24 protein-coding genes are annotated in these 18250 nt (G+C 36.1%); 11 read left to right on the top strand and 13 right to left on the bottom strand.

Going from position 1 to position 18250, the window contains the following annotated elements:
• The 7 genes from AC220I_RS02830 to AC220I_RS02800 form a co-directional block, all read left to right on the top strand.
• On the top strand, window positions 1-1929 hold a 1929-nt coding region (locus AC220I_RS02830; protein WP_486722298.1), incomplete at its 5' end, for a beta strand repeat-containing protein.
• A 104-nt stretch (window positions 1930-2033) separates the two neighbouring features.
• Complete coding sequence (locus tag AC220I_RS02825; RefSeq protein WP_486722297.1) at window positions 2034-2612, top strand: hypothetical protein; 579 nt, start codon at window positions 2034-2036, stop codon at window positions 2610-2612.
• A gap of 10 nt (window positions 2613-2622) precedes the next feature.
• Window positions 2623-2847 (top strand): hypothetical protein, encoded by a 225-nt coding sequence (locus AC220I_RS02820; protein WP_486722296.1) that lies wholly within the window; start codon window positions 2623-2625, stop codon window positions 2845-2847.
• A gap of 11 nt (window positions 2848-2858) precedes the next feature.
• Window positions 2859-3071 carry a hypothetical protein gene (locus AC220I_RS02815; protein WP_486722295.1) on the top strand — a complete coding sequence of 71 codons (213 nt, stop codon included), beginning with the start codon at window positions 2859-2861 and terminating at the stop codon, window positions 3069-3071.
• Between the two features lie 19 nt (window positions 3072-3090).
• On the top strand, window positions 3091-3504 hold the full coding sequence (locus AC220I_RS02810; RefSeq protein ID WP_486722294.1) for a hypothetical protein: 414 nt from the start codon (window positions 3091-3093) through the stop codon (window positions 3502-3504).
• A gap of 105 nt (window positions 3505-3609) precedes the next feature.
• Complete coding sequence (locus AC220I_RS02805; RefSeq protein ID WP_486722293.1) at window positions 3610-3900, top strand: hypothetical protein; 291 nt, start codon at window positions 3610-3612, stop codon at window positions 3898-3900.
• A gap of 23 nt (window positions 3901-3923) precedes the next feature.
• Window positions 3924-5063, top strand: coding sequence for a hypothetical protein (locus tag AC220I_RS02800; protein WP_486722292.1), 1140 nt, complete (start codon window positions 3924-3926; stop codon window positions 5061-5063).
• Between the two features lie 53 nt (window positions 5064-5116).
• Here AC220I_RS02800 and AC220I_RS02795 read toward each other — a convergent pair whose 3' ends face one another.
• The 3 genes from AC220I_RS02795 to AC220I_RS02785 all read right to left on the bottom strand — a co-directional run bounded on the left by AC220I_RS02795 (window position 5117) and on the right by AC220I_RS02785 (window position 6562).
• On the bottom strand, window positions 5117-5467 hold the full coding sequence (locus tag AC220I_RS02795; protein WP_486722291.1) for a hypothetical protein: 351 nt from the start codon (window positions 5465-5467) through the stop codon (window positions 5117-5119).
• A 137-nt stretch (window positions 5468-5604) separates the two neighbouring features.
• Window positions 5605-6267 (bottom strand): hypothetical protein, encoded by a 663-nt coding sequence (locus AC220I_RS02790; RefSeq protein ID WP_486722290.1) that lies wholly within the window; start codon window positions 6265-6267, stop codon window positions 5605-5607.
• The gene (locus AC220I_RS02785) at window positions 6260-6562 is read right to left on the bottom strand and encodes a PAAR domain-containing protein (RefSeq protein ID WP_486722289.1); all 303 of its coding nucleotides are present in this window, start codon (window positions 6560-6562) and stop codon (window positions 6260-6262) included. Before AC220I_RS02785 ends, AC220I_RS02790 begins: the two co-directional genes overlap by 8 nt.
• Window positions 6563-6612: 50 nt before the next feature.
• On the opposite strand from AC220I_RS02785, the gene AC220I_RS02780 reads away from it, so the two are divergent.
• The 4 genes from AC220I_RS02780 to AC220I_RS02765 are packed head-to-tail and all read left to right on the top strand — an operon-like array spanning window position 6613 to window position 10119.
• The gene (locus tag AC220I_RS02780) at window positions 6613-7041 is read left to right on the top strand and encodes a hypothetical protein (RefSeq protein ID WP_486722288.1); all 429 of its coding nucleotides are present in this window, start codon (window positions 6613-6615) and stop codon (window positions 7039-7041) included.
• Window positions 7041-7697 (top strand): LamG domain-containing protein, encoded by a 657-nt coding sequence (locus AC220I_RS02775; protein WP_486722287.1) that lies wholly within the window; start codon window positions 7041-7043, stop codon window positions 7695-7697. Before AC220I_RS02780 ends, AC220I_RS02775 begins: the two co-directional genes overlap by 1 nt.
• 56 nt (window positions 7698-7753) lie before the next feature.
• On the top strand, window positions 7754-8101 hold the full coding sequence (locus tag AC220I_RS02770; RefSeq protein ID WP_486722286.1) for a thermonuclease family protein: 348 nt from the start codon (window positions 7754-7756) through the stop codon (window positions 8099-8101).
• Complete coding sequence (locus AC220I_RS02765; protein ID WP_486722285.1) at window positions 8101-10119, top strand: LamG domain-containing protein; 2019 nt, start codon at window positions 8101-8103, stop codon at window positions 10117-10119. Before AC220I_RS02770 ends, AC220I_RS02765 begins: the two co-directional genes overlap by 1 nt.
• A 2-nt stretch (window positions 10120-10121) precedes the next feature.
• On the opposite strand, the gene AC220I_RS02760 is transcribed toward AC220I_RS02765, so the two are convergent.
• The 10 genes from AC220I_RS02760 to AC220I_RS02715 form a co-directional block, all read right to left on the bottom strand.
• Window positions 10122-11039, bottom strand: coding sequence for a hypothetical protein (locus AC220I_RS02760; RefSeq protein ID WP_486722284.1), 918 nt, complete (start codon window positions 11037-11039; stop codon window positions 10122-10124).
• Window positions 11039-11254: a hypothetical protein gene (locus AC220I_RS02755; RefSeq protein ID WP_486722283.1), complete on the bottom strand. Its 216-nt coding sequence runs from the start codon at window positions 11252-11254 to the stop codon at window positions 11039-11041. The genes AC220I_RS02760 and AC220I_RS02755 overlap by 1 nt, the downstream gene beginning before the upstream one ends.
• A gap of 2 nt (window positions 11255-11256) precedes the next feature.
• A complete protein-coding gene (locus tag AC220I_RS02750) occupies window positions 11257-11688 on the bottom strand; it encodes a hypothetical protein (protein WP_486722282.1) in 432 nt (143 codons plus the stop codon).
• Window positions 11672-11965, bottom strand: a complete 294-nt coding sequence (locus AC220I_RS02745; protein WP_486722281.1) for a hypothetical protein — start codon at window positions 11963-11965, stop codon at window positions 11672-11674. The genes AC220I_RS02750 and AC220I_RS02745 overlap by 17 nt, the downstream gene beginning before the upstream one ends.
• A 3-nt stretch (window positions 11966-11968) precedes the next feature.
• A complete protein-coding gene (locus tag AC220I_RS02740) occupies window positions 11969-12670 on the bottom strand; it encodes a hypothetical protein (RefSeq protein ID WP_486722280.1) in 702 nt (233 codons plus the stop codon).
• Between the two features lie 26 nt (window positions 12671-12696).
• Entirely contained in the window at window positions 12697-15303 is a 2607-nt protein-coding gene (locus AC220I_RS02735; RefSeq protein WP_486722279.1) for a DNA polymerase domain-containing protein, read from the bottom strand.
• A 35-nt stretch (window positions 15304-15338) separates the two neighbouring features.
• Window positions 15339-15629, bottom strand: coding sequence for a hypothetical protein (locus AC220I_RS02730; RefSeq protein ID WP_486722278.1), 291 nt, complete (start codon window positions 15627-15629; stop codon window positions 15339-15341).
• 111 nt (window positions 15630-15740) lie between these two features.
• Complete coding sequence (locus AC220I_RS02725) at window positions 15741-16220, bottom strand: cell wall hydrolase (protein ID WP_486722277.1); 480 nt, start codon at window positions 16218-16220, stop codon at window positions 15741-15743.
• A 48-nt stretch (window positions 16221-16268) separates the two neighbouring features.
• Window positions 16269-16889: a hypothetical protein gene (locus tag AC220I_RS02720; RefSeq protein ID WP_486722276.1), complete on the bottom strand. Its 621-nt coding sequence runs from the start codon at window positions 16887-16889 to the stop codon at window positions 16269-16271.
• 213 nt (window positions 16890-17102) lie between these two features.
• On the bottom strand, window positions 17103-18245 hold the full coding sequence (locus tag AC220I_RS02715; protein WP_486722275.1) for a putative ATP-dependent zinc protease: 1143 nt from the start codon (window positions 18243-18245) through the stop codon (window positions 17103-17105).
• Window positions 18246-18250: the final 5 nt, after the last annotated feature.

The raw sequence follows: 18250 nt of genomic DNA, 5'->3' as shown, positions 1-18250 counted from the left end.
GGTTCAGCAGCACAAACATTTACAAGTTTGGTCTCAGAGATGAACACAGATTTGTCTGGTACTGCAACTGCAACATTGGTATCTCCTGATGGACATATCCATATTGCGGCTGATGATGGTGTTAGCCATGTGACAATCATTCCTACCTCTACGGGTGGTACGGATATGTTAACAGTGTTGACTGACTTTGATTTAATTCTTGGTGGTAATATTGACGGTTTAACTGTTAATACAAGCGACCCGGATAGTGCTCATTATGGTCATACATACTTATACTCTTATGAAGGTAATAGTTGGACAGAAATTACTGGTCCAGCTGCAATTTCTGCAGGAGTTGGTTTAGCCTATTCAGGTAACGTGCTTAATGTTAATTTAGGTGCAGGTATTGTTGAATTACCTACCGATGAGGTTGGTATCGATTTGTATGATTCAGCAACTGGCGCAATTATTCTAACCTCTACAGGTTCAGATCGAGTTACAACAACGGGTGGTAAATTACACTTGTTGTTGAATGGTTCAACCTTGACACAAGGTGCTTCTGGTTTGAATATTTCAGCTGGTGGTGTTACTGGTACAGAATTGAATACTTCAGTTGCTGGTGCTGGTTTAGCTGGCGGCGGTGGATCTGCTTTGTCTGTCAATGTTGACGATTCTTCAATTGAAATCAACGTTGATACGTTGCAGGTTAAAGCTGCTGGAATTACAAACACAATGTTAGCTGGCGGTATTACTCTTGCTAACTTAGCTACAATTGGTGATGGTAATATCATTGTTGGTGCTGCTACAACTGGTGATCCTACCGCAGTTGCAATGTCTGGGGACGTGTTAATTTCCAATACTGGGGTAACATCAATTGGTACTGGAGTAATTGTTAACGCTGATATTAGTGCTTCAGCCGCAATTGATTTTAGTAAATTAGCTGCATTAACAGCTGGTAATATTATTGTTGGTAATGGTACAAATGTTCCTACTTCAGTTGCAATGTCGGGGGATGTTACTCTTGATAGTTCTGGGGTAGCAGCTATTGGAACTGGCGTTATTGTTGATGCTGATGTTAATGCTTCTGCTGCAATTGCATATAGTAAATTAAATTTGACAGGTTCAATTGTTAATGCTGATTTAGTTAACAGCTCAATTACATTAGCTGCTGATACTGGTACGCCGGAAACAACTGCTCTAGGTGATACATTGACTATCGCTGGTGGTACAGGTATTGATACAGTTGTTGCTGCGACAGATACTGTTACAGTTAGCTTGAATGCTGCTATTAATGATTTGTCAAATGTTACAGCTACAAGCACAACAGGTGGGGAAACATTAGTTAGTAATGGCACAAACTTTGTCAATCGTAAAATCTATCATGCTTATGATAGCTCAATGGTTTCAGAAGTTAGCACAATTACACCAGTTGCTGATGTTTCTGATAGCTTAGATGGTACATACTTTTTGCTTTCTTCAACAGGTGTTGATTACTACTTCTGGATTAATACTTCCGGTGGTTCAGCAACTGATCCAGCTCCTGCAGGTAAAACTCTAGGTGGTGAAATTGCAATTACAACCAACGATGGTGTTAACGCCGTAGCAACCGCAATTTATGGTGTTGTAAATGCTCATGCAGCATTCACTGCTGTAGATAATACGGGTAGTGTAACGGTTACTGCAGTTATTGAAGGTGATACTACTAACGCAGCTGCAGGTACGTCTGGCTTTACAATGGGTACAACAACAGAAGGTGGTAGCCCAGCTACTTCTCATGTTGTTACGCATAACCTTGGCCAACAGTATTGTGTTGTTACAATTGTTGATAGTACCGATCAGGTAATTATTCCTGAATCGATTACCTTCGACTCTACAACTCAATTAACCGTAACATTTAACACTGCAATCGACTGTCGTGTTATTGTTATGGGTGTTAATGCAGGCGCTTAATAACTAGGATTTAATATAGCCCCCTAATCTGGGGGCTATATTATAAATAGTACAGATTCAGCTTTTTTACGGACAAGGAAGCATTAATGAAAAATTATGGAGATATGGCGTTTCAAGCTTCTTGCGCGCCAATACTAGACTCAACAGGTGGGTTTCCTGAAACAGCAACTGCTGGTCGAGTAGTCTTCGTTAATAAGCGAGTATGGATTGCAGCTGAAATTAGTAGTGGTAGACCAATTTGGGTACCATTAACTAATGAGATTAATACATATACACATGTTCAAAGTGCGTCTTCAACCACTTGGACAATCACACACAATCTTAATTCTACTTCTCCCATTGTTCAAATTTATGATTCAAATTATAAATTAATTATTCCTGATGATGTAGCCATAACAAGCAATAACGTTGTTACAGTTACACTATCAACGGCTATGACTGGAAGAGCAGTTATAATGTATGGTGATATTAGTGGTACTTCAAAAGGTGCAGTATCATACGAATACCATCAAACAACATTATCAAGTTCTTGGGTTATCGAACATGGGTTAGGTTATTATCCGATTGTACGGGTATTTGTAGGCTCAGAAGAAATTCTACCTGCTTCAGTTGTTCACGATTCAGTCTTTCAGACTACGATTACATTTAGTACTACGAAAGTAGGCTATGTGAAATTTATTTAAGGAGATAGATATGAGTTACGAGCAAGCACGAGGACATAGACATTCGCAAACATCTGCATCGACAACTTGGACCATTACTCATAATTTGGGTACAAATGCTCCTGTTGTAGATTGTTGGGTGGATGTAGGTGGTACAATAACAAAAATTCTACCAACAAGTGTGGTAGCAACTAGTACAGAAATAGTTACAATTACATTTTCGACAGCACAATCTGGTGTTGCATATGTGGCTTAAGGAGATTATAAATGCAAACTTATGATCATGAACAAGTAAGTGGTAGCACTACTTGGACAATTAGCCACAACTTAAATTCAGATGCTGTGGCTGTTGATGTTTTTATTGATAATGGTGGTAACCTTGAAAAGATTATTCCTTTGTCAATTGAAGCAACAGACGATAATACAATAACAGTTACATTTTCAAGCTCACAAACAGGGTGGGCACACGTTATAGGTTAATTTTAAGGAGATTTTTAAAATGTTAATGGATACAATTACACTACTTGATAGTGCTGGTGCTACTAAAAATGTTAGTGGTGACGCTGTCCAAGGTGGTTTCTATGACGTCGCTGGTAGTACATTAAGCATGCCTACTGACGGTGCCGTATTAATGCGCTTGAGTGTTACACGAGCTTTTACATTACCTGCTAGTTTGACTGGTAGTTATGCAGAAAGTGAAGTTGCAACAACGGGTGCTGCAAGTTATCCAATCAAAATCAATGGTTCATCCGTTGGTTCATTAGATTGGGCATCTTCTGGTACAATTGCTACTTTTACATTCTCTACACAGCAATCGCTTGCTATTGGAGACATTCTAACTGTAGAAGCACCTGCAACTGCTGATGCAACACACGATAAGTTGTGTTGGACTTTGGCTGGCACACTAGCTTAATATTTTCAATTATATAGCTAACTTAAAGGGCACTTAGGTGCCCTTTTTGTGTTTTAACGTTAGGTAAATCGTTATAAATACATGAAATATTACCAGGAGATATTCATGAAATTAAATGAAATATTAAAGGAATCTGTTCAACCTCAAGCAGCTTGGATATTGGATGATGAAGGATTTCCACACGTCGAGGCTCCACCAAGTAGACACACGATGGATGTATTACAGTATGCTGAACGAATAACTTGGAATGAAGCACAACGTCGCGTAATCTCAATTCTTGACAGTACTGGAGAAAAAGATGCTTTTATGTCGTTTACGGCTTTCCGACATAAGTACGGTCGACCTCGTGGTAGTGTAATGATGTTCCAAGACGAGTTCCTTGCAATCTTTGTATAAGTTTTAAATTAAGGAGATACCAAATGAAAGAACCATTGCCAATCCATATTAAAGGTCATTTAAAAATTGAAGATGATCTTGGTAATATCTTGGTGGATAAAGACAATGCAATTCACCCCGAAAATATGTCTAGGGTAATTGCCCGTGCCCTTTCTAACGAAAACAATTTCTTTATACATCGTATGGGCTTCGGTAATGGTGGTACTGTTGTAGATGCTGCTCAACAAGTTACATTTAATGATCCAAACAATGGTGTAAATGATGGTGTTCAGTGGAAGTCTACTTTATATAATGAAACTTATTCTGAAGTTATCAATGAAAATATCAATGTTGGTGGTGCTGAAACAGAAAACCCAGATTTTGGGTCAGGTGCTGGTACAAACCCATCTGGAGACCCTTCATTTACTGCACATAACGTAGATGGTCCTGGTGTTGTTTCACGTCCTGTTGGTACACTCTCTGAAGTCCGTATCCAAGTTACAATCAATGCTGGTGAGCCTTCTGGACAGTTCTTATCTGAAAGCTCAGCTGGTACAAACACAGAATCTGCCTTTATGTTTGATGAGATTGGATTGTTTACATCTGGTCGCCCATTAAGTGCAACAGCAGGTTATCAAGATGTTGATATTGGTCAGAAAACATTATCATCAGATACAGGTTTATTAGTTAATACTGATTATGTTTTTCAAATTGGTATTGATGGTTCTTCGTTGTCAAATATCACTTTTAATACTGGTGCTGGTACTGGTGGTATTATCACATACACTGACTTATTAAGCAAAATTAACGCACAATTACCACCAAGCAGTTCAATAGCAGAATTGGGTAACTCTGGTGCAACTTATGTTAATCATCAAAAATTTCGTTTCCGTAGTTTGACAACTGGGGCTGCTTCTGAAATAGAATTGGGACACTATACTGCAACAGGTAGTGCTCCATACCCACTATTTGCAGGTGATCCTGGTGCTGCTATTCCTGGACTATTAGATTTTAATACGTTAGAAAATCCAGTGATGGGAGAAGATGCAGGTGTTCAAAATGATGCGTTAAATCCTGATCAGGAAGGTGAGCGTATGTTAACTCATGTCATTTTCAATCCTGTCTTGAAGACAGCAAATCGAACATTAACTATTAATTATACTCTAACAGTTAGTTTAATTTAAAGAATAAAAAAGGGGACTAAAGTCCCCTTTTTAAATTAAGCTATTTGAATTTCTTAAGCTTTTTTCGTAGATTTGCGACCGGTTTTTGGCGCGACTGCAGGTGCAGGTGCATTAGTTGGTGCAACTTTACGTTCCATAACAACACCACGCTGACCAGAAGTCAAGTCAATAATCTTACCACCAGAAGTACGAACTTTAACAAGTTGGTGGAAATAAGATAGTGCATTAACACCATTCTTTAAAGTGATGTTTTTCATCAAATCCCACAACTCAAACATTGTAGCATTGCGACTTGTAACAATTTCGACTAAACGACGCTTGTCAATATCATCTAATGCAGAAAGTGGGAAGAAAAATACATCATTATTAGTTTTATCAATTTTCATAACTGCACACTCAGTCATGACCCCATCATCATGTAATTCTAACCATTTAATGTGTGGGTAAGAGGAATCTCGCATTTGCATTGGTATAATCTCCAAATAATAGTGTAGCTTAATTTATTAATATTTACAATAAAAAAAGGCTGGGTTACCAGGAGTTAGGAGGGAATCCAATCAAATCCAGTCCATTCATATAAGCTATTAACTTCATGTAAAGACCCATCATCAAGATTTTCAGTTTCGGTTTGAGAAATATTAATTAACGTTTTGTTTGGCCCTGTTCGAATAGACGCAATAGCAGCAGGTGAAGTTGGAGCACTAACACCCGGGACTATGAGTACTGGACCAAAAATTGAAATATATTCTTCATTTATGGAATCGTAATTTGCTTGAATATCTGTAGTTGGCATTGAAACTAATGGATCAGTAGAATTAACTCGACTACGTAAAGATGGAATTGCATTAGTCCATCCAATAATTTCAATATTTTCAGGCGGTATTAATGATGGATCATACTCTTGTAAAGCATAGTATGTGTTATCGTAAGCAACACCACTTTTATCATTGCCCCAAATGTGTAATTCGACACTTTTAACATAAAGCTGATCTGTTGTATAATTTACAGTTCCAATAGGCTGTAAACTTCCATCTAAATCATTTGTAAGCCACTTACATTGAATTTGAGGTGTATGACTACCTAATTGTTTTGTACGAAAAAATGTACCACCAATTGTTAATCTTCCACGTTTTAATGTGTAAGATTTAATTCGGCATGGTGCAGGTCCAGGAACAAACTTAGGTTTATATTCGTAATTAGCCAATTAAAACGTCTCCACTACCTTGTACAATCATAGAGTTGTGACATGCTGGTCCACAACAATGGACAGCATGAGTATCAGTCATTCTAGCTGCTGGAATACCATTAATCAACACACTACCTGATCCTTTATCAATTAGAGTAGGTGGCCAAAAGCATGGTGGTGGACCATGCCCTGTTGTTGGATCTCCTAGCCGAGCTGCTGGAATCCCATTAATCATAACATCCCCACTGCCTTGGGCTATAAAATCACCATCAGCAAAAGGATCACCCATACGGGCTGCTGGTAAAGCTGCCATAAAGAACCTCCTAATTAATAAATATTTATACATTTAAAAAGGAGTTCAAAATGTCTAAATTTGATGATCGACTACATAAATTTCGTAAAATTATGTTGGCTGGTGCTGAAATAATTGATGCTTATCGCGTTATTCCACGAGCAGTTCTTGCTGGTTATAGTTACTTAGTAGGATACATGGTTTATATCTTCTTGTCACAGGGCAATGTTGAAAAAATTACATGTGATCCAAACGTATTAAAAGTACTCCTCGATCATGGTGAAAAGCTAGTTGAAGCCCAAGAAGTAGCTTGTCGTGTAATTGATATTATTGGTCCCCCTACATCTTTAACAAGTTTGGTTGGTGTCATTGTTGGTGCATCAGCTGCTGTATTTGGATTATACGGAAAAGGTAGCAAAGACTTTAGTCGAGGTCCTGCTTATTGGAATGGTAGCAAAGATAAAACTCCCCCTATACCCCCAAAAGAAGGAGATGAATAATGCCTTTAATTATATGTAACCCCTATATTGCTGCATCAACTGGTGGTGTAGATCCAAATACTGTATTATTAATACATTCCGATACAACGAATGGGTCAACGACATTTACTGATAGTAGCTCTAGTACGCATACCATTAATATTGACAATGGAACACCAACACATAGTACAACACAAGCAAAATTTGGTGCCACATCTATTAGTTTAACAACTTCGGATCAATTAGCAATTCCAAATAGTACAGACTTTCAGTTTGATACTGGTGCATTTACAGTTGATGGTTGGTTTTATTATACAGGTGGAGCACCAGTTCCTTTAAGTTATGGAACAAATTGGATGTTACATTTTCAGCCTATTATATACTTTGCAATCAATGACGCCTGGAGTTGGGGAGCTGGTACAATGTCTACGAATGTTTGGACACATGTAGCAGCAGTTCGCGATGATAGTAGCAATTTATATATTTTTAAAGATGGAGTATTACAAAATTCGTGGACTGGAGTGTCAGGAAATATTGGTGACGCTGGTGTGCCACTTCATATTGGTTATTCAGATGAGTATACTCGTGATTTTACAGGGTATATTGATGAATTGAGAATTCAAAAAGGTGTTGCTGCTTGGACTAGTAACTTTACTCCACCATCTACACCATATTAACATTATATTCAATAGCAAAGATAAGACTCCACCTACACCACCAAAGGAAGACGAAAATGTATGAATACAAAGCAGAATTAAAAAAGATTATTGATGGTGATACGATCGATGTTAGATTAGATTTAGGTTTTGATATTCACTTCGATGCTCGAATTCGACTTTATGGTATTAATGCACCAGAATCTCGTACACGAGATTTAGTCGAAAAAGAAAAAGGACTAGCTGCAAAAGTATGGTTAACAACAATTCTTGAAAATGCTGAGGAGATTATTATCAAAACTTCCTTGGATAAAAAAGGTAAGTATGGCCGCATTCTTGGAACTATAATGATCGATGGTGTTAACATCAACGAACAAATGGTAACAGAAGGACATGCTGTCGAATACTTTGGAGGAGCCCGATAATGCCACCATTAATTATTTGTACACCATATTACGTCACTGCAGGTGAAGGTGGCGGTGGAAGTACTGGAATTTATTCTGATACTATTATTGCAGATACCCCTTTAATATACTATCGTATGGGCGATAGTTCTGGAACTACCATGACAGATAGTTCAGGTAATAGTCATGATGGTACATATATTAGTAGTCCAACTTTAGGAGCTGTTTCTTTGCTTCCTGGTGATACTAGCGATACAGCTGTTACCTTTAGTTCTGGTGCCGATGTAGCATCTATTCCATCAGGTGTTTTTCCAACTGGCTCAGCAGCAAAATCAATTGAATGTTGGTGTAAACCATCAGCACTTCCTACTGAACAAATCATGGTAACGTTTGGTTACACATCACAACATCAACAGTTCTTTATTGGTATGGCATCCACTGGTACACAATTTCGATTTGGTTTTAATCAAAACGATTTAAACTATAGTACGACAATTAATATTGGTCAAACCTATCATGTAGTTATGACCTGGGATGGAACAAATCGTAAGGGCTATGTTGATGGTGTTCTAGTTGCTAGTGACACTCCAACTGCTGCAAACACAAGCGATCAGGTTGGTTACGTAGCACGTCATGCTACAGGTTATGATGGTGCACACTTTCAAGGCACAATTGACGAAGTTGCAGCTTACGACTTTGCACTGACGGCCGATCAAGTTTTGGATCATTATAATGCTGGTCTAAAGGAAGTTGCATTATTGATGCATTCAAATACAACAAATGGCAGTACTGTTTTTACCGATAGCTCTTTTAATAGTCACTCATTTACAGCTTCTGGCAATCCAAGTCACTCTACTGCACAAGCTAAGTTTGGTACAACAAGTATCTATTTTGATGGAAATGACTATTTGTATACACCTATTACAGATGATTTACAAATGGGCTCATCAGATTTTACAATTGACTTTTGGTACTATCCAACAAGCTCGGGAAATCAATATTTAATTTCAGCTAGTCAATATGGATCTGATGGTTGGGTTGTTGGCCACCAATCAGGATACATCTACTTTCTAACGCAAGGTGCAGGAGTAAATGTACTTGGGACAACAACAGTGCCTTTAAATCAGTGGAATCACGTTGCTGTAACTAGACGAGGAACAACTGCATATATTTTCCTTAATGGAGTTTTAGATACTTCTGGAACAGTTCCATCAACTATTACAGATACATCACGTACACATATGTCAATAGGTAGAGCAAGACATCTTACTGGAGATTGGAATGCTGATTTCTATACAACAGGATACATAGATGAATTGCATATCCTAAAGGGAGAAGCTACTTGGACTAGTGGTTTTACACCACCTACATCTGCTTATAGTGATCCAGTAGGAACAAGCGGACCTGGTACAATACAATTATTAGTACATTCTGACACCACTGATATGTCTACTACGTTTACAGATAGTAGTACAAACGGAATTACTCTAACTCCATATAATGCTAGCATATACCACTCAACAGAACAAGCAAAATTCGGTAGTACAAGTATAAAGTTTAATGCTGGTAGTAAAATTGACGGTTCGGACGCATTGTTTAATGTAGGTACAGGTGATTTTACGATAGATCTTTGGGTATACATGACAGCATCTGCAACAAATGGTGGATTCTTTGCCACAGGAACTGTTGGTACAACTGCAGGACTGTTGTTATCCATGAATGGAACAACCACACAGTTTGGTGTTGGATCAAGTAGTGGCGGTGCAGATTTATTATCGGGTCTCAGTATTCCATTAAATACGTGGACACACTGGGCTGTAGTTAGATCGAGTGGTACATTATATCAATTTAAGAATGGAATAGAATCCGGTACAGTTGCATCAACAAGAAATTTAACATCAACAACTTTTAGTATTGGTGGTCGATATTCTAATAGTGCATCGTGGATGCAAACGAATGCTTATTTTGATGAAATTCGTTTTACAGATGAAGCTGTTTGGACTGCAGATTTTACACCACCAACCGCAGCATACGCTTAAGCTTAACGACTTAACATCGGAACAAACAATTCTGCTTGTTCCGATATTTTCTTAAGTTCATATTTCCCACAAAACTTTAAAAAGTGAAAGTGGGAATATGAACCAGGATTCATAATACCTTCATCAATACAAGTATCCATTTTATCACGAATAATATCAGGTTGGGCTGTTAGATCCATCAACAATTTATTTTCTTCAAACAAATTCTTTACTAATACCTCATCACCATTTTCGTTAGTCCAAGTTTCATTCATTAAATTAACACAAAAGAAAGGATCTTCAAAAGCTTTTTTAATTTTAGCAGTTCGAAGTCTTGGATATGCACTTTGAACATTATCTCCTGAATCACCTCTGAAACATTTTTCAAAGATAAAATAATCAGCACTATTATCCCAATCTTCTAAAGTACGATCCTTACCGTTTTCAGGATTAATAAGTCGAACATTCTTACCACGAAGAAGTTGAATTAAATCTTTATCTGTACTGACAAGAATAATTTCATAATCTTCTTCATCACCAAAACGCTGTGCAACACCAGCCATTAAGTCATCTGCTTCTAGTCCTTCAGAAGCTAAACAAATAACACTAGTGTGTTTACGCATCATCTCTTCAAAATCACTAAGATGTTCCATAAATAACTCATATTTTTCTTTCTGGGCTTGTGTCATGTCTTGACGACGATGTCCTTTATATTTTCTCCATGTATAACAGTCTTCAGATTTGGTATAGATTTTACGCCAGTTTGGACGATCAAATGTCATGAAAATTTTATCAGGTCGAAAGGCTTTAAAGTATTTGTTCAAAGTTGTTAAAGCTTTGTGATGTGCTAAACCAGCAAGAGTTTGATCATCTTCACCCTTATGTGCAAAAAAGGTTCTATATAACACATTCGAAATATCAAATACTAAAAAACGTTTCATTATGTTCTCTTAAATGTATCAGGATACTCAGATTTTAAACCTGGACCTTCAATTTTAACTTTATATACAGGATGAATTTCAACACAATCGTCACCAGTACTTCTACGATATGTTCGTGATGACATAATAGCTTCACCGTGAGCAATTGCTTGTCCCATATCTGAGACGTCATACTCATAGTAACCATGTTTGACATATACTTTGACTTTATACATAATTAACCTTCAAATTCACTTTTACCTGTTTCCATTTGCTCAGCAATATTTTGTGCTAAGTGAGTTATGTAATATTGAACTACAGCATCATCACTAGCACCAGTATATCCATTATCTCGCAAGAAACGAACAAATGCATCATTCCAATCAAGCTCTATTCCAACACCTTTATGTGGATCAAGAACTTCACCAACAATCTCTACTCTTGGTATATCATCATTACGTTCTTCATCAGTTAATACTTTAACTTTAATAACACCTGTATCAAAATGTGTAGTATCAATTGCGTGATGGGCAATATATTTCTTTAATGTTGAAGTGTTTGCACTAACAGGTTTTAGACCTAGTGTTTTTAAGGTTTCAGCATAACTTGTAGATTTTTGAACAGCTTGTTCAATAGTTGTTTTATCTTTCCAATTAACTTTCTTGCTCATCTAATGCGTCCTTTAAGTCGTCGAGATATTTCATCTCATCTTCGTTGCCTTTATGGACATCAATACCCCAGACACCATTATTCTTAATGAAGTAAGCATCTGAAAGTGCAACACCTTCAAAAATTAGGGTATTGGGATCATGCCAATGAGGCTGATCGGTATCTTCAGGATCATAGTCTGTTTCAAAGATCCGAAATTTATCACCTTCTTTAAGATCTTCCATTCTAGCTACAACCCACTCTTCATCAACGAATTTTTCAATTGTTCTTAATTCCATCACTTACACCTTTGGAAATACCATTACATTTAGTCCATTAACATTATATCTTAATACACCATGTTGACCAATATCAAACGAAGCTTCTGTATCTTGTTTGAACAAAGATAATAGTGTCTTTATAGGGTATCTATAAACAAAAGTATCGAGGTCACCTTGTAAAACAGTAACATCATCTGTGAACTTAAATGAAAAAATATCATTTGTGCTATCAACCATTTCAAATGAAACACCATTTTCGTTACTAATAATAGTGACTAGGTCGGTATCCATTGCACTTTGAGCTTTTGACATCATCATAACAGCTTCTGGTGTTAAGGCAATACGATAGAGATATTCTTCACCGATCCCTTTTGGGGCTTCAATCTTCTCAGGATTAGCGCACGCAAAATCAACTTTCGTACCTTCACCAGTAATTTGTAGCGAATGAACGACATTAGTACCATCACGAAGACGTGCATCAATTGACATTTTATCACGTGTTTCTAAAATTGAAAGTCTTGAACTAAAAATATTTAAACGACTCAATCCCAGAGTTTCGAATGGAAGCTCTGGGATATTTTCGGTGTGACAAAGTAAAACAGTCTTATTAATATCGACAGCACGAATGCGGCCTTGTTCAATAATCATCTGTTCAATACCAACAAGATGAGCAGTTTTAACTGCAGATTTGATTAATGTGATTACATCATTATCCAATTTCATATTATTATTCTCCAGTCCTTACTATCTTACCATATCAGTAATGAATCAACTAACAAACTTTGTCTACTGGGCGGTTCTTTTCCAATAGCTTTTAAAATATTCTTTAATGGATTATCAACTAACCGTTCAAGTTGAGCATCAAAGTCGATTCGAGGAACATAATCATCAATAAACCATTTTGGAACAACTTCAATATCAGTTGGAAGAGCAATACTTCTAAATCGACCATCTTTCTGTTTTAGATAGTAAACTTTAACTTTCATACCTGAAGTTATTCGCATACTCTCCATGTCTTTATAAGCTTCCAAGTTTGTATTGTAGTTAATTGCTGCAGCCACGTGTCCAGGAAGCCGTTGTTTATCTCCATACACTTTTAGTTCTTGAGTATAATACTCAATCTTTTGACATCCTTTTGGTAGTCCAATATCAAGAATATGACTATTCATTAAATCTTCTTTGTACTCAACAATATCAACTTTAATATCGTCCCAAGATTCACCTTTTAATAAACGTTCAATAAAATGATTTAAACATTTCGATACAACTTTTGGTAATGTTGTTTTCTTTGTATCTAATCCCATTACTTTTAGTTTATCGACAGCTTCACCTTCATTATCAATAATATGAAGAATATAACGCTTCTTATCTACAAAGATACCACGATCTGAAACTACTTCTCGACCAGCAGCGATAATATTATCAAACTCCGGTGTACATAAAAAAGTTTCTTGCATGAATTTCTGAAATGACTGGTTTACTTTTTCACCAACTTCATCTGCAATTCTAATTGCATCTTCTCTGTTATCTGCTGGAATTTTAAAATAAGTTGAATCAGTATCACCATATAAAACAGACCATTTATCAGAATAACCATAATGATCTCTTACTACCTGAACACCACCATTTGAATGAGATTCATGACGTTTGATATCAGGTGTCATATACTGGTTATCTAATACTTTACAAGCTTCTGCACATTGATGAACTAGAATCATTCTTCCAGTACCAGTTGTGCTTTCACCCATTCTTAAATCATAAAATTTAAAATGTCTATTTGTTAATGCACCGTACAAACTATTTAACTTAATCTTATATACATACTGTAAACGATCATAGTAACCAGCTAATAGTTTATCATTATTAGCCAAAGCTTCTTTCTTCAGTTTCTGATAATGCTTTCTTGTAGCATACCAGTCTTCAAGAACCATTGGAATAATACCTTTTTCTTTTTGACTAAAAACAGTTCCATATCCACTAACAGCCCATCGAGCACCTTTCAGTTTATCATGCCATTCTTTTGCAGGCATCGTATGTAAAGAATGATCAGATTCAACTTCAAATGTTAATTCAACATCTGATTTCTTAGCAATCTCTTCAGTTGCTCGATTCTTTTCAAGAAACTGACCTCTAAGCATTTCTGGACTAATATTAATAGAACGAATTGCACTTGGATATAGAGAGTTAATATCTATACTACCAATCCAGTCATGCATCCCAACTTGAGGAAGTAGTACGAAAGCTCCTTGAATACTCTCACTTTCTAATGGTACATGTGTATCTGGAGCAATAACATTAAGTTTTTGATGACAATAGTTAACAATAGCTAACTCAGCTAACTTAATTGTTCCGGTGACATTTTTAAATTCACCAGTCGATAAATGATACATTTCGTTTGATAGAGCTACATATCCAAGCTTCTTTTCAAACCCTTCCAAACATTCCGTATCTCGAATGTTGTATCGTAAAAAGAAGTTGAAATCATTTCGATACAACCCATGCAATGTACCTTCATATTCTAATTTTGGTAATTCAGGAAGTATTTCGTTTGTGATAGCTTCTAATGAATATGAAGGTCTTTCAGCCATTTCATATTTTTTAAATAGAATCATATAGTCAATGCTTAATCGACCAAATATATCAACTGTTATGTCTTGCTTACCAAAACGTTCTACTTCTCTAAATTTTGGTGGATAGGCTCCACGAAATGACATATCAGGAAGTCTATGTCTTAATACTTTTTCTAATCGTTTACACACGTATGGAGCATCAAAGAAATCACTGTTCCATCCACACAATGCATCTGAATCTTCAATAATGTCTAAGAATCTTGTTAATAGTTCTCGTTCATCTTTACATATTTTGATTTTTGCAAGTTTGTGTAATTCTGGATCTAAATTACCATCCCAGTTAGGAGGTGGTACAGCTAATAGATATGTTTTCTTTTCCCAGAAGTTATGAATAGCTACTGAGTTGATTGGAGCATAAGGATTTTGTACTGAAGCAAATCCTACTTCTGGGTTGTAATCAACCTCAATATCGTAAAATGATATGTGTAAATCTGGTGCAGGTTTATTGTAGTAATATTCTGATAATACTTTTTGAACTGGTGTTAAGTCAGATTCAAAAAGTTCAAAATTTGAATTGCGAAATTTGTCACATGCTAAATTGAATGCATGTCCTGTTTCAAAATCTAAACGTGTTAATTTGTGACCATAGAGGCTATTGTATTCACCAGCAGGATCTTCCACGTAAAAATAGTAGGGAGCAGCATATTGTACTGCTTCTCTACCATTTTCAGTGCGTTCCCAAACTGTCACAACATCTCTATTTCTTATAGCGGAAATATAAGACATGTAACTCCTTTGTTTGTTATTGTTTTATGTGTAGTTTACGAGCTACTTTTTCCTTCGACAAGTGTTTCGTACAACATTTCGAAGTCTTCATTTTCAGATTGCAAATTAGCATAGTTACGTTTGTACATTGTAGTTGCTAATTTGTTAATCATTTTCGTTTGTAAACCAAAAGTTTGTTTAATGTCAGTCGCAATTTCTTTTTTGTGTTCTCTTTCGGCATCGATTCGAGACATACTGTTTGTCATTTCAACAATCATGTTTTTAAGTTTTTTGCGATCTTCTGGACTGGAAGGAACTGTATTTGCAAGTTCGACAGTAGTAGTCATTGGGATTCTCCTATTATTATAATTGATTCTCGTCTAAAACGTCTTGGGCATTTTATATGTATAGAAGGAAAAGAACAACGGTTTTAATCGTTGTTCTTTCAGGGGATTAGCTTATTGATAAAAGATGTGGGAGCCGATTTGAGCTGTCTTTTGAAGACTTTTTCTCCAACGTGGATGTACGTAGGTGGCATGATAGTGCGTTGCACCATAACTTGGATCAATCACACTCAAATCCAATACATCTTTATTCTTCAAAATAAATGAAACCCAATTTTTAATATATTCATATTTGTCTTTGTTGTATGGAGTGTCGTACTTTCCATCATTTGTCCATGAAAATTGCGCAACCCATTTGTGGTATCGTTTGGAGTAATTTTTTTGCCACACAACTTCACAAATAGTATTTGGCCAACGCTCATCATCAACACGATTTAAAGTAACAAAAAATACAGCAAGTTGTCCTGCGAAAGGTTCATTACGAGCTTCATGATAAATGTTCATAGTTAAACATTTTAATTCTTTAGGATTTACATGGCTTGCATTAGCAGTAAAACTGATAAGAAGCAGTATGGAAATGATAATAAAACGCATAGTGTCTCCTTCAATAGTTAATACACTATGATACCCTATATTTAGGGTTTAGACAACATCATTAAACCAAGAACGAAAATCTCCAGGGAATTGAAGGGGATCGTACATATATGGAGATTTTGTGGCGATGTGCCACCTAACCTGCACCAAATCTCCTGCAAGTATCTGTGTGGTTTTATTAAGAAAATGAGGACCACTTGGATAAATGATTAAAGTTCCTCGTTGAGGATTAAATCCAAATTGGTGTTGTGGAAATTCCATCTTTCCTCCATAACATTCCCAATCTCCAACAAAATCTTCTTTATCATGATAATCCATAAGAAACAACATACAACTTAAATCATTGGATTTTAATCTTGTCCAAGTTCCATTAATGTATTCACTATTTTCACAAATAAATCCACCCTCAGCTCCTGCTGGGTACCACTCGAATAACATTTCCTTTGAAGCCATATATTGAACTTTGAAATATTCTTCAATTTCTGGAATTAGAGCTTTCATCTTATTGAAGATGATTAATTCAGCATTATCATTGTGTAAGTTTAACCAAGGAATAACGTTACCATTCTCATCAAAATCTGGGTAATTGATATTTAATGAATCCACAATATTTTCACATTGCAGTGGACTGAGGAATTCTTGATAAACTTTAAAGGGACTTTTTGGCATTTAATTGCTCCAACATTTCCTGAACATCTTTAACTTGTCTATTTAGTAAGTGGGACGATTGGAGTTGTTGTAACAAATCGAATGTCATTAATTCTTGACCATTGCTATTTGTAATATCCACAAGAATATCATCTACGGTAATTGTAAATTGGTGTTTGGGGGATATGGATCTTATATATTCTATAACGTGTAAAAAACCAAGGATATCGTCACTTACCATACTATTTTTCGTAATTGCTTTTTAAATTGAAACATGTCACGAAAATCTTCGGCCATACGATGAGGTAATTTCATTTTGGGCGACATGGCTTGATCTTCGGATTTGAAAACTAATTCATTTTCAGGATTTATAAGCATAATATACTCTTTTCCTTTCTCCAATTCAACGTCTGGATAGTATCGATCATGTAGTCTACGTAAGAATGAACGAACGTCAGAAAAGTTCCATTGTTCCCAATTTATAGCTTCAGTAAGAGAAATTTGGTCTAGTTGATCAAATGGATCAGTAAATTCAAAGTCTTTGAATTCTTCTTCAAGCATTTCCCAATCAATTTCATCATCAACTTCTTCGTTTTCGCGAAGTTTAGGATCAATTAAGAAACCACCTTTTTCTAAGATATTTTGACCAATTAATAATTTGTGGGGCATAGCACTTCTATCGTTTAAATTAATCATAATGTCACTAAGAGGTAAACCATTAACTTTAATATTAAACTTAACAACTGGTCGATACTCTACACCATTATCAGCTGTTTTTACAGCTTGTTTGTCCTGAACAGTCATCTTGTAACGTTTACCTTCAAAAACGAAACTAACAGAATCTGAATCCATACCATGTGAATCATTAATTTGAATATGTTCAGCATGTAGAGAAGAGAGTTCGGCACCTGTATCTACTTTACCTTGAACTGGCTGTCCACCATTAAAATTAACAAATATAACATCAGCAACATCACCAATTACTTTATCTTTGTGCATAGTTAATTTATTTTCATCATTCATAGCTTCACGGACCATTGCTTGATTTAAACGATTCTTTGGAAGGAATTTAACAATAGCAGGATGCATACGTAAGCGACTCATAAACCACACAAAGACAAGAAGATCTTGATGACCACGCAAATCATCTGCACTAGTGTGCACAGCATTATAAGCATCCATATTTTCTTTTTTGCGGTCTAATCGATAAACAATCAGAGCCTTCTTACCATTGATCATATCAATCATACTGTGAGAAGTACTATCTCTTAGAGTATATAAAACACCTCCAATTCGGATAGCATTTGGTAATGTTTTCATGCGACCATTCGTAAAGTCACGATCTAGGTCAGCAAGTGTTTCATATTCTAATTCCATATCAT

Source organism: Fusibacter sp. (assembly GCF_057447755.1).
The sequence above is the reverse complement of the archived record's forward strand: the minus strand, read 5'-3'. Positions and strand labels throughout refer to the sequence as shown.